Here is a 12036-nt window from a genome sequence, read left to right as displayed (position 1 = left end):
ATGAGAATTTCAAATTTAACTTTAGGCTTAGTAGATACAAATGCTTATTTTATTGAAAATGACGAAAGTGTTTTATTAATTGACCCTGCAGGTGAACCTGATAAAATCTTTAAAAAATTAAATGAGATTAATAAACCATTGAAAGCTATTTTATTAACGCACGCTCATTTTGATCATATTGGTGCACTTGATGCCGTATTAGAAAAATATGATGTACCTCTCTACATACATAAAGAAGAATTTGACTTTTTAACTGACCCAGAAAAAAATGGAGCAGCTAAATTTAAACAATATGGTATGCCTTTAATCACAAGTAAAGCAAAACCTAATTCATTAGATGAGGGCGACTTTACTATTGGCAACTTTAATATGAAAGTCCTTCATACACCTGGACATTCTCCAGGCAGTTTAACGTATGTATTTGATGATTTTGCCGTAGTAGGTGACACACTATTTAATAATGGAATTGGTCGAACAGACTTATATAGAGGCGATTATGAAACCTTAGTAGATTCAATTAAAGATAAATTATTTGAATTAGAAGGGGACTTACCATTATTCCCAGGTCACGGTCAATATACAACAGTTGATGATGAACAATTAAATCCTTACTTGAATGGACAATAAAATAAAGTAATTTCTTCACCTCCTACGTTTAATAATGTAGGAGGTGATTTTTTGAAGATATTATTTAAAGAAATTGTAAACAAAGCTATTAGTAAAAATGCAAGCGATATTCATTTTATTCCTGCTGAAGATGAAGTATATATCAAATTTAGAGTAAATGACAATCTCGAATTATATGAAACTTTTAAATTAAGTATTTATCAGAAATTATTAGTTTACATGAAATTTCAAGCAGGATTAGATGTGTCAACTCAACAAATTGCTCAAAGTGGTCGTTATACGTATCAAGCGAAAGGATTATATTATTTAAGGATTTCTACATTACCTCTATCATTAGGAATAGAAAGTTGTGTTATCAGAATCATACCTCAATATTTTCAATCTAAAAAAGAATATAAAGATTTTAAGGATTTCAAACATTTAATGAATAAAAAGCAAGGCTTAATTTTATTTACAGGACCTACTGGATCTGGAAAAAGCACGTTAATGTATCAAATGGTTTTATATGCCTATGAGAAACTGAATTTAAATGTGATTACTATTGAAAATCCTGTTGAACAAATACTCAAAGGTATTACTCAAGTTTCAATTAATAAAAAAGCTGGTATCGATTATATAAGCTCTTTTAAAGCTATATTAAGATGTGATCCAGATGTCATTTTGATAGGAGAAATTAGAGATGCAGAAGTTGCAAAATGTGTTATTCAAGCTAGTTTAAGTGGGCATTTAGTTTTATCAACAATGCACTCAAGTAATTGTAAGGGAGCGATATTACGTTTATTAGAGATGGGTATCAGTATACAAGAAATTTCACAAGCTATAAATTTAATATCTAATCAACGGCTAATAACTACATTATCTAACCAACGGCAACTTGTTTGCGAATTAATAAATAATAATCAAATACAATACTTTTTTGAACATAATCATACGTTACCTAAGAACTTTAATCATTTAAAAGATAAGTTATTACTTATGTCGAAAGAGGGCACAATATGTGAAGAAACTGCAGATAAATACTTATAAAAAAAGAAATTTGAACACAATTCACCAAATTATGCTCCTTGAGAATTTAAATAGTTTATTAAAAAGTGGATTTACTTTATTTGAATGTTTCAATTTTATAAATCTGTACTTCAAATATAGGGACAAAACGTTAAGTAGCAAAATAATAGACAATATTAAAAATGGAATGGCTTGTGATGAAGTTTTAAATTTGATTGGCTATCCTCAATCAATCATTACGCAAATTTATTTCGCACAAAAATTCGGTAATATAGAAGATTCTCTTCAAGAATCAATAAACTACTTAAAAACAAACTTGAATGCTAAGCAACAAATCATAAAGTCAATACAATATCCCATAGTTTTAATAGTCATCTTTATTGGTATGATAACTATATTGAACTATACAGTACTTCCTCAATTTGAACAATTGTACGCCACAATGGATGTAAATCTTTCCTTCTTTCAAAAATTTCTCACCCAAACTATTTCTGCTTTACCAACTTTAATTATGATTATCTTATCACTTTCACTTTTTATATTTACGATTTTACTCATCATACAAGCTAATATTAGTGTTGATAGAAAGGTTAAATTGTTAACTCAAATACCCATATTTAAAGGTTATTATAAATTATTTAAAACATATCAAATCGCTAGTGAACTGTCATTGTTTTATAAAAATGGAATTACTTTACAAAGTATTGTTTCAATTTATGTTAGTCAAAAAAATAATTCATTTTTAAATTATTTAGGTAAAGCTTTATTAACGAATTCAAATAATGGGATTAGTTTAGCAGAAAGTTTGAGGGCGCAACAATGTTTCCAAGATGACTTAATCAAATTTATTCAACAGGGCGAAAAGAGTGGAAAATTAGACGTGGAACTAAAATTATATAGCCAAATATTAATTCAAAGAATTCAAAATAAAGCTTTGAAACATTCAAAAATTATTCAGCCAGTTGTTTTTTTATTTTTGGGTTTTTTTATTATTAGTTTATATCTAGTCATTATGCTCCCTATGTTTCAACTTATGCAAAACATTAAATAACGAAGAGGCGATAGTATGAAAAATTATGTACAAAAATTAAAAAGTTTAAAAGCTTTTACACTTATTGAAATGTTACTTGTATTACTTATTATTAGCGTTTTATTAATTTTAATTATTCCAAATATTGCTAAACAAACAGCTCACATACAATCAACTGGCTGTGATGCTCAAGTGAAAATGGTCAATAGTCAAATTGAAGCTTATACACTTAAAAATAATAGAGCACCTAATAGTATTGATGACTTAGTAACAGACGGATATATCAAAGAAGGCCAAAAATCATGTAAATCTGGAGAAACAATTACGATCAACAATGGTGAAGCTATTGCAAGTTAAATTATTCAGCGGATTTACTATGATAGAAAGTTTATTAACTCTTTTAATACTAGTTATCTTATTAAATATAAGTTTAGCCATTTCTAAAGAAAATAAATTTTCTATTCTTAGTGATGAATTAAGCTTAAATCAACTTATTTCTCAATTTGACTATTACAAGTCTAAAGCAATAGGTGATAATCAATCTATCACTCTTGCGTTAACGGAAAATTCTTCAATTATAAATGTAGTAGAAGAAAAAGGATTACATTATAATTTTAAAATTCGAAGTGGTAAAGTCAAATCCATCTCTAAAATTAAAAAAATAACTTTTGATAAAGATGGGAGAATAAATAATTTTGGATCGTTTGTGTTAAATATAAATGAGCGTTTATATAAAATCATATTTCATATCGATAAAGGGAGAATAAGATATGTATCAATTTAACAAAAGAGCAAGTATTTTAGCAGATAGCCTTTTCTCTTTTCTTATTATAATTATAATTTCTACTATTTTTATCCCTTTATTATCACAATTAAATCTTTCTCTTAGAGAACAATATGAATATTTAGAAATGAAGCAAGCTATTATAACTAGCATTAATCATTACAATATTAAAGAATTGAGAAGGGGTATTGATTTAGGTGTTTATCATATTAAACTCAATAAAGCTTCGATTTGTAATTATAAAGTTATTGAAAAGAATAAAGTTTGTGTCAAATTTTAATTTAAAAGCTTTTACCTTTATTGAAATGCTTTTATCTCTTTTAATAACGCTATTAGTATTAAGTTTAATTCCCCAAATGTTAAAACTTACTCAATTTTATCTCCATGAATCATATGAGAACTACCAAACTGAGTATACTTTTTTTCTATCCGATGTAAGTCACTTATCAAATAAATCTAATACTTCTTTCCAAATAATTAATAAAAACACTATATTAGTACAAGAAAAAGAGGGGAAAGGCTACATAAAATATAAAAATTCGAAATTGATTTATGAAAATAATGGACGAGGAAATATTACTCTATTAAATAACGTTATAGATTTCAAAACTAAATCTATTAACTCAAAAATAATCAAAGTTACATTAAAAATTGGAGATGAAACGATAAATTATGAGAAAGAATTTTACATTTAATACTAAAGCCTTTATTAGTAGTTATACGTTATTTTTATTTATTATTTATTTATCAATAATTACTTTTTATACTACACAATTTAGTATAAAATTGAAGACAATTCATAATATAAGTCATTATTATGATCATGTTATTATTGAAAAATTAGAAAAAGGTGATTCAACTGAACGCTAAACAATTACCTATAATATTTATTGGCTTTATGGGAACAGGAAAAAGTACTATTGGTGAATTTCTTTCACTAGAAAAGCAATTAACTTTTATTGATTTAGATGCTTATATTGAAATAAAAGAGAATAAAACTATTCCAAAAATATTTGAACAAATAGGAGAAAGTGGTTTTAGAAATTTAGAATATAAATATTTAAAACAATGTATATCGAAATATGATGTAATTTCTACTGGCGGAGGCGTAATAGAAAACGTTGATTCTTTAAACCTCTTAAAGCAAATTAAAAATGTCATATGGTTGGATTGCACCATTGAGACTATTCATCGACGAATTGAAAATGACCCTCATAGACCTAATGCTAAAAATAAGACTAAAAATCAGTTAAAAAACTTGTATTTATCAAGGGTTTCAAGATATAATGAAATCGCATTCATGAAAGTGAATAGTGAAAAAACAATCAAAGAAATTTATGATTCTATCATAAATCATCTATCTTGCGGTTGATCAGTATTAGAGAGAATATTGATAATCATATGTGTCTTATATAAGTGTAATAGATTACACTGTGATTTTTCTTTATCGCCGAAGGTGCAAGTATAAATACGAAACTCTCAGGCAAAAGGATAATACTGTTACGCATTCCTGGATTAAGTGTATAAACAGGGTAGCAATTTGCTACTCTGTTTTTTTATAAAAATTATAGGGGGTTTTCAAATGACAAGCGAATTAAAAAAAACACCATTGTATCAAAATTATGTAGACAGTGGTGCTAAAATAGTAGAATTCGGTGGATGGGCTATGCCTGTTCAGTTTACAAGTATCAAAGAAGAACATAATGCAGTTAGATATAATGTAGGTATGTTCGATGTAAGCCACATGGGAGAAATCTCAATTAAAGGTAATGATGCTAGTAAATTTGTCCAATACTTATTATCAAACGATACTAATAATTTAACTGAAACTAAAGCACAATATACTGCTTTATGTAATGAAGAAGGCGGTATCATTGATGATTTAGTAACATATAAAGTAGGCGAAAACGATTATTTATTAATTGTTAATGCTGCTAACACTGATAAAGACTTTGCTTGGATTCAAAAACAATCAGCTAACTTTGATGTTGAAGTATCAAATGTTTCTGATCAATATGGTCAATTAGCTGTTCAAGGTCCTAAAGCTAGAGATTTAGTTAGTGAATTAGTTGATGTTGATGTAAGTGAAATGAAACCATTTGATTTTAAACAAGGTGTTACTTTATTTGGTAAAAATGTTATTTTATCTCAATCAGGTTACACTGGTGAAGATGGCTTTGAAATCTATTGTGATGCAGGAGATACGGTAGATATTTGGAACGGCTTTACTTCACATGACGTAGTTCCTTGCGGATTAGGCGCAAGAGATACATTAAGACTTGAAGCTGGATTACCTTTACATGGTCAAGATCTTACTGAATCTATCACACCATATGAAGGTGGCATCGCTTTTGCTGCTAAACCATTAATCGAAGAAGATTTCATTGGTAAATCAGTATTAAAAGATCAAAAAGAAAATGGTTCTGAACGTAGAACTGTTGGTTTAGAATTACTTGAAAAAGGTATCGCAAGAACAGGTTACCCAGTATTAGATCTAGATGGTAATCAAATTGGGGAAGTTACATCTGGAACTCAATCACCTTCATCAGGTAAATCAATTGCATTGGCAATTATTAAACGTGATGAATTTGAAATGGGAAGAGAATTACTAGTTCAAGTGCGTAAAAGACAGCTTAAAGCTAAAATCGTTAAGAAAAATCAAATCGAAAAATAATTAAGGGGTGTGTATTGTGAGTCATCGTTATATACCATTAACTGAAAAAGATAAGAAAGAAATGTTAGAGACTATTGGTGCTAATTCTATTAATGAATTATTTGGTGATGTACCAGAAGATATTTTATTAAACAGGGATTTAAATATCGCTAGTGGTGAAGCTGAAACTACTTTATTAAAAAGATTAAACAGAGTAGCTAATAAAAATATTACTAAAGAAACACATGCATCATTCTTAGGTGCTGGTGTATATGATCATTATGCGCCTGCAGTAGTAGATGCAATGATTTCACGCTCAGAGTTCTATACAGCGTATACACCTTACCAACCTGAAATTTCTCAAGGTGAATTACAAGCTATTTTTGAATTCCAAACGTTAATTTGTGAATTAACTAATATGGATGTAGCTAACTCTTCAATGTATGATGGTATTACTAGTTTTGCTGAAGCTTGTATCTTAGCTTTCAACCATACTAAAAAGAACAAAATCGTCGTTTCAAAAGGTCTTCACTATCAAGCATTACAAGTACTTAAAACTTATGTAAAAGTTCGTGAAGAATTTGAAATTGTAGAAGTTGATTTAGATGGTACAATCACTGATTTAGAAAAATTAGAACAAGCTGTGGATGATGAAACAGCAGCTGTAGCTGTTCAATATCCAAACTTCTATGGTTCAATTGAAGATTTAGAAAAAATTCATTCATTTATTGAAGATAAAAAAGCTTTATTTATCGTATATGCTAACCCATTAGCTTTAGGTTTATTAACTCCTCCAGGTTCATTTGGCGCAGATATCGTAGTAGGTGATACTCAACCATTCGGTATTCCAACACAATTTGGTGGACCACACTGTGGTTATTTCGCTACTACTAAAAAATTAATGCGTAAAGTACCTGGTAGATTAGTTGGTGAAACTCAAGATGATGAAGGTAACAGAGGTTTTGTATTAACATTACAAGCTCGTGAACAACATATTCGTCGTGACAAAGCGACTTCAAATATTTGTTCAAACCAAGCTCTTAATGCTTTAGCTTCATCAATTGCTATGTCTGCTCTTGGTAAACAAGGTGTTTATGATATTGCAGTTCAAAACTTAGAACACGCTAATTATGCAAAAAATCAATTTAAAGAAAATGGTTTCGAAGTATTAGATGGAACATCATTTAATGAATTTGTTGTTAAATTTGATAAACCAATCAAAGAAGTGAACAAGCAATTAGCTGAAGAAGGCTTCATTGGTGGTTTTGATTTAGGTGAAGCATCTAGTGACTTTGAAAATCATATGTTAGTAGCTGTTACTGAATTAAGAACAAAAGATGAAATAGATACATTTGTTAAGAAAGCTGGTGAGCTAAATGGTAGTAAGTAAATCAAGTCCATTAATTTTCGAAAGATCTAGAGCAGGTAGATATGCATACTCATTACCTCAAAGCGATATTAAAGGTGATTCTGTCGAAAGCATCTTAGATGATAAATTCATCCGTAAAGATAAAGCAGAATTTCCAGAAGTAGCTGAATTAGATTTAGTACGTCATTACACAGAACTTTCAAATAAAAACTTTGGTGTAGATTCTGGTTTCTATCCACTAGGATCATGTACAATGAAATACAATCCAAAAATTAATGAGAGAGTAGCACGTATTCCAGGATTCGCTGAATCTCATCCATTACAAGAAGAAGAACAAGTACAAGGTTCTCTTGAAATTATTTATAGCTTACAAGAAGAGTTAAAAGAAATTACAGGTATGGATGAAGTTACTTTACAACCTGCAGCTGGTGCACATGGTGAGTGGACTGCATTAATGATCTTTAAAGCATATCATATTGCTAATGGTGAAGGTCATCGTGACGAAGTAATCGTACCTGACTCAGCACACGGTACTAACCCAGCGTCAGCTTCATTTGCAGGCTTTAAATCAGTAACTGTAAAATCAAATGAACGTGGGGAAGTTGATATTGAAGACTTAAAACGTGTTGTAAATGAAAACACAGCAGCGATCATGTTAACTAACCCTAATACTTTAGGTATTTTCGAAAAAAATATTATGGAAATCCGTGAAATCGTTCATGAAGCAGGCGGCTTATTATACTATGATGGCGCAAACTTAAACGCAATTATGGATAAAGTACGTCCTGGCGATATGGGATTTGACGCTGTGCACTTAAACTTACACAAAACATTCACTGGCCCACACGGTGGCGGTGGTCCTGGTTCAGGTCCAGTAGGAGTTAAAAAAGAATTAGCAAGCTATCTTCCTAAACCAATGGTTGTTAAAGATGGCGATACTTTCAAATATGACAATGATATTGAAAATTCTATTGGCCGTGTTAAACCATTCTATGGTAACTTTGGAATCTATTTAAGAGCATACACTTATATTAGAACAATGGGTGCTGAAGGTTTAAGAGAAGTATCTGAAGCTGCAGTACTTAATGCGAACTATATTAAAGCACGCTTAAAAGAGCGTTACGAAATTCCTTATGATCAATATTGTAAACATGAATTCGTACTTAGCGGTTCTAAACAAAAAGAACATGGTGTTCGTACATTAGATATGGCTAAACGTTTATTAGACTTTGGTGTTCATCCACCAACAATTTACTTCCCATTAAACGTTGAAGAAGGTATGATGATTGAGCCTACTGAAACTGAATCTAAAGAAACATTAGATTACTTCATTGATGCAATGTTACAAATTGCTGATGAAGCTGAAAATAACCCTGATACCGTTTTAGAAGCGCCTCATACTACTATTATTGATAGATTAGATGAAACTACGGCTGCTCGTAAACCAGTATTAAAATTTGAAAAATTACATGATGAAAAACAATAATTCATTGTAAATATTAAGACAGGCACAATACAGTTGTGCCTGTCATTTTTTGGTATTCATTTCATAATTATATCTATAAATAGCAAAAGAAAAACTCTTAGAGCTTTTCTCTAAGAGTTTAATAATGGTTCTGGCAATTAACTATTTTTTAGTTTTAATCTTACCAGTCCATTTTTTATATCCGCCTTTGAGCATGTAAATATCTTTATAGCCATTCTTTTTAAGGATACGTGCTGCACGATAACTAGCAATGCCGTTAGCATCACAAAGATAAATAGGTTGATCTTTTCGTAGACCTTGGAATCTTTGGCTAAACATTGAGATTGGAATATTACGTGCGCCATTAATATGACCATAATCATAATCAACTTTTTCTCGTACATCAATGACTTGAGCTTTTCTTAAGCCTTTATGAAATTCATTTTGTTCTAATTCTGTCACAGCACGTTTATTGATAAACCAATTTCCTAACATGTAAAGAATAATTAAGACTATAATAACCAATGCTATAATCAAAGATACATTCATATTGCATCCTCCCTAATTAACCGATATTATAATTATAAGGCTGTTAGCACAATTTATCAAAATTTTTTTATTGTCTAATTATGGCTTTATTTAATTTAATACTAATTTATATATACGATTTATAAATAAATAAAAAGTTGTGATTGGAGTTTTTTTATGACTGAAACATGGAACTTTATTAATACAGGAAGTCATAATCCTTACTATAATATGGCTATGGACGAAGCTCTATTAAATTTTGTTTCTCGCGGAGAAATTGATCCAGTAATAAGATTTTATACATGGGATCCCGCTACATTATCAGTAGGATATTTTCAAAGATTAACAAAAGAAATAGATATTGAGAAAGTTAAAGAAAAAGGATTTGGCTTAGTGCGACGTCAAACAGGCGGACGAGGTGTGTTACATGATAAAGAATTAACATATAGTGTTATCGTTCCAGAGTCTCATCCTGATATGCCATCTACAGTAACAGAAGCTTACCGAGTTATTTCAGAAGGTCTTTTAGAAGGATTTAAAATTTTAGGATTTGATGCTTATTTCGCTATACCACGCTCAAAAGAAGAAAGAGAAAAATTAAAACAACCTAGAAGTGCAGTTTGTTTTGATGCGCCAAGTTGGTATGAGTTAGTAGTTGAAGGACGTAAGATTGCAGGTAGTGCTCAAACTCGTCAAAAAGGCGTTATATTACAACACGGTTCTTTACTTCAAGATGTAGATGTAGATGAATTATTTGATATGTTCATTTTCAAAAATGATCGTTTAAAAGATAAAATGAAAAAAGCGTTTGTAGACAAAGCTGTCGCAATCAATGACATTTCTGATCGTCGTATCACAATTGAAGAAATGGAAAAAGCGTTTGAAGAAGGGTTTAAAAAGGGCTTAGACATCGACTTTAAACCTTTAACTTTAACTGATGCACAATTAGCAGAAGTCAAAGAACTTGAAGAAAAATATCGTTCAGATGAATGGTTATATAAAAAATAATTAAAAAAAGAGGCTGACCATTGTAAAGCTTAAAGGCAAGGATGAAGTAGTATTGCCTAATTAGATTTACATTAATGATTCAGCCTCTTTTATAATTCTAGTTATGGCTCTATAATAAATTGGACTGATGACTAAAAATCATCAGTCCAATTTTTATGTTTTGAATACAAAAATAGCGCAATTACCTCTATAATTATTAGCTACCACACCAAATAAAAAAGAAAGGTAATGCGCCTATGTGTAAGTCTATATTAAATACATTAAGAATTAAAGATAAAAATCTAAATTTTTCAGATGAAGTGACTGAGAAAAAATATAAAGGACGAAAGAGTTTGTTTTACTATGCAGAGCTTACTTATCAACCTACACATTGTGAAAACTGTTTAACTAAAAACGAAAATTTCTCTATAGTGAAAAATGGGAAGAAAACTTCAACGATTACTTTACTTAAAATTATGGAAATACCTGCTTATTTAAAGCTTCAAAAACAAAGATTTTATTGTAAAACATGTGATAGTTATTTTACTGCTAAATCTAATATTGTCGACGATTATTGTTTTATTTCTAACAAAACAAAACTTGCAGTTTTAGATAAAGTACAAGAATACCGCTCTCAAAAATCTATCGCTAAGTCATGCTTAGTATCATCAATGACTGTATCTAGAGTGATTAATCAAGCGGCAAGCGACGTAGGTCAGTCTTCTTTTGATGCTTTACCTGAACACTTAATGATGGACGAATTTAAAAGTGTTAAAAATGTAATTGGAAAAATGAGTTTTATTTATGCAGATGCTGTATCACACCGCATCGTAGATGTGGTAGCGGATCGTAAGTTAAAATCGCTGAAAGATCATTTTTATCGTTATTCTTTGAAACTAAGACAAAAAGTCAAAACTGTAACGATTGATATGTATGAACCCTATATGTCGCTAATCAAACAATTATTTCCTAATGCGAAGATTATTATTGATCGTTTCCATATTGTTCAATCTTTAAATCGAGCGTTAAATATGTCTAGAGTTCATATAATGAATTGTTATAGAACCTCTAATAGACCGCTTTACAATAAATATAAAAGTTATTGGAAACTATTTCTTAAACCTTTTGAAACGCTAGAGGCATTTAATTATCGTAAAGTTCGTTTATTTAAAGAGTGGAAAACCGAAAAAGGAATTATGAATTACTTATTAAGTGTAGACGTTGAATTATTTAATACATATCACTACGTTCATGAGCTAAGACGATTATTAAAAGAAAACCAAATAGAGAAATTTACTCATAAACTCTTTTCTATTCATCTTTCAGATGTGTGTCCTAGATTACGTCCAGTCATTAGAACTTTAAGAAGATTAACAGCTTTCATTGAAAACTCCATGATATATTCTAACCTGACCAACGGTCCGTTAGAAGGAATTAATAATAAAATCAAACTCATTAAAAGGGTATCTTTTGGTTATAGAAATTATGATAATTTACGTAATCGAATTATTATAACTTCGCGACTATTTGCCTCAACAACAAAAAAAGAGATTAAACAACCTAAGGTTGCTTAATCTCAATATTAGGA

14 protein-coding genes and 1 riboswitch are annotated in these 12036 nt (G+C 29.8%); of the genes, 13 read left to right on the top strand and 1 reads right to left on the bottom strand.

Annotated elements, in window-relative coordinates; translation table 11 throughout:
• The 11 genes from LIX58_RS10825 to gcvPB all read left to right on the top strand — a co-directional run bounded on the left by LIX58_RS10825 (position 1) and on the right by gcvPB (position 8954).
• The gene (locus LIX58_RS10825; RefSeq protein WP_226386322.1) at positions 1 to 627 is read left to right on the top strand and encodes an MBL fold metallo-hydrolase; all 627 of its coding nucleotides are present in this window, start codon (positions 1 to 3) and stop codon (positions 625 to 627) included.
• A gap of 51 nt (positions 628 to 678) precedes the next feature.
• Entirely contained in the window at positions 679 to 1653 is a 975-nt protein-coding gene (gene comGA, locus LIX58_RS10820; RefSeq protein WP_126566966.1) for a competence type IV pilus ATPase ComGA, read from the top strand.
• A complete protein-coding gene (comGB, locus tag LIX58_RS10815) occupies positions 1625 to 2683 on the top strand; it encodes a competence type IV pilus assembly protein ComGB (RefSeq protein ID WP_154837601.1) in 1059 nt (352 codons plus the stop codon). Before comGA ends, comGB begins: the two co-directional genes overlap by 29 nt.
• A 15-nt stretch (positions 2684 to 2698) precedes the next feature.
• On the top strand, positions 2699 to 3019 hold the full coding sequence (comGC, locus tag LIX58_RS10810; protein ID WP_154837603.1) for a competence type IV pilus major pilin ComGC: 321 nt from the start codon (positions 2699 to 2701) through the stop codon (positions 3017 to 3019).
• Entirely contained in the window at positions 3009 to 3446 is a 438-nt protein-coding gene (gene comGD, locus LIX58_RS10805; RefSeq protein ID WP_226386321.1) for a competence type IV pilus minor pilin ComGD, read from the top strand. Before comGC ends, comGD begins: the two co-directional genes overlap by 11 nt.
• Positions 3433 to 3726, top strand: coding sequence for a hypothetical protein (locus LIX58_RS10800; protein ID WP_126566962.1), 294 nt, complete (start codon positions 3433 to 3435; stop codon positions 3724 to 3726). The genes comGD and LIX58_RS10800 overlap by 14 nt, the downstream gene beginning before the upstream one ends.
• Positions 3713 to 4141 carry a hypothetical protein gene (locus LIX58_RS10795; protein ID WP_154837607.1) on the top strand — a complete coding sequence of 143 codons (429 nt, stop codon included), beginning with the start codon at positions 3713 to 3715 and terminating at the stop codon, positions 4139 to 4141. Before LIX58_RS10800 ends, LIX58_RS10795 begins: the two co-directional genes overlap by 14 nt.
• A 158-nt stretch (positions 4142 to 4299) precedes the next feature.
• Positions 4300 to 4818 carry a shikimate kinase gene (locus LIX58_RS10790; protein WP_126567129.1) on the top strand — a complete coding sequence of 173 codons (519 nt, stop codon included), beginning with the start codon at positions 4300 to 4302 and terminating at the stop codon, positions 4816 to 4818.
• A riboswitch (glycine riboswitch) is annotated at positions 4815 to 4951 on the top strand. (Overlaps the previous gene by 4 nt.)
• 77 nt (positions 4952 to 5028) lie before the next feature.
• Entirely contained in the window at positions 5029 to 6120 is a 1092-nt protein-coding gene (gene gcvT, locus LIX58_RS10785; RefSeq protein WP_154837609.1) for a glycine cleavage system aminomethyltransferase GcvT, read from the top strand.
• A gap of 16 nt (positions 6121 to 6136) precedes the next feature.
• Positions 6137 to 7489 carry an aminomethyl-transferring glycine dehydrogenase subunit GcvPA gene (gene gcvPA, locus LIX58_RS10780; RefSeq protein WP_126566958.1) on the top strand — a complete coding sequence of 451 codons (1353 nt, stop codon included), beginning with the start codon at positions 6137 to 6139 and terminating at the stop codon, positions 7487 to 7489.
• Complete coding sequence (gcvPB, locus tag LIX58_RS10775; RefSeq protein ID WP_126566957.1) at positions 7476 to 8954, top strand: aminomethyl-transferring glycine dehydrogenase subunit GcvPB; 1479 nt, start codon at positions 7476 to 7478, stop codon at positions 8952 to 8954. Before gcvPA ends, gcvPB begins: the two co-directional genes overlap by 14 nt.
• A gap of 141 nt (positions 8955 to 9095) precedes the next feature.
• On the opposite strand, the gene LIX58_RS10770 is transcribed toward gcvPB, so the two are convergent.
• A complete protein-coding gene (locus LIX58_RS10770; RefSeq protein WP_126566956.1) occupies positions 9096 to 9482 on the bottom strand; it encodes a rhodanese-like domain-containing protein in 387 nt (128 codons plus the stop codon).
• Between the two features lie 156 nt (positions 9483 to 9638).
• Here LIX58_RS10770 and LIX58_RS10765 point away from each other — a divergent pair, with 156 nt between their 5' ends.
• Together LIX58_RS10765 and LIX58_RS10760 are read left to right on the top strand one after the other, a co-directional pair.
• A complete protein-coding gene (locus tag LIX58_RS10765) occupies positions 9639 to 10469 on the top strand; it encodes a biotin/lipoate A/B protein ligase family protein (protein ID WP_154837613.1) in 831 nt (276 codons plus the stop codon).
• Between the two features lie 236 nt (positions 10470 to 10705).
• Positions 10706 to 12022 (top strand): ISL3 family transposase, encoded by a 1317-nt coding sequence (locus LIX58_RS10760; protein ID WP_226386239.1) that lies wholly within the window; start codon positions 10706 to 10708, stop codon positions 12020 to 12022.
• Positions 12023 to 12036: the final 14 nt, after the last annotated feature.

This window comes from Staphylococcus sp. Marseille-Q1834 (assembly GCF_916858875.1).
GTDB classification, from domain to species: domain Bacteria; phylum Bacillota; class Bacilli; order Staphylococcales; family Staphylococcaceae; genus Staphylococcus; species Staphylococcus pragensis.
This window is presented reverse-complemented; position numbering and strand designations above follow the sequence as displayed.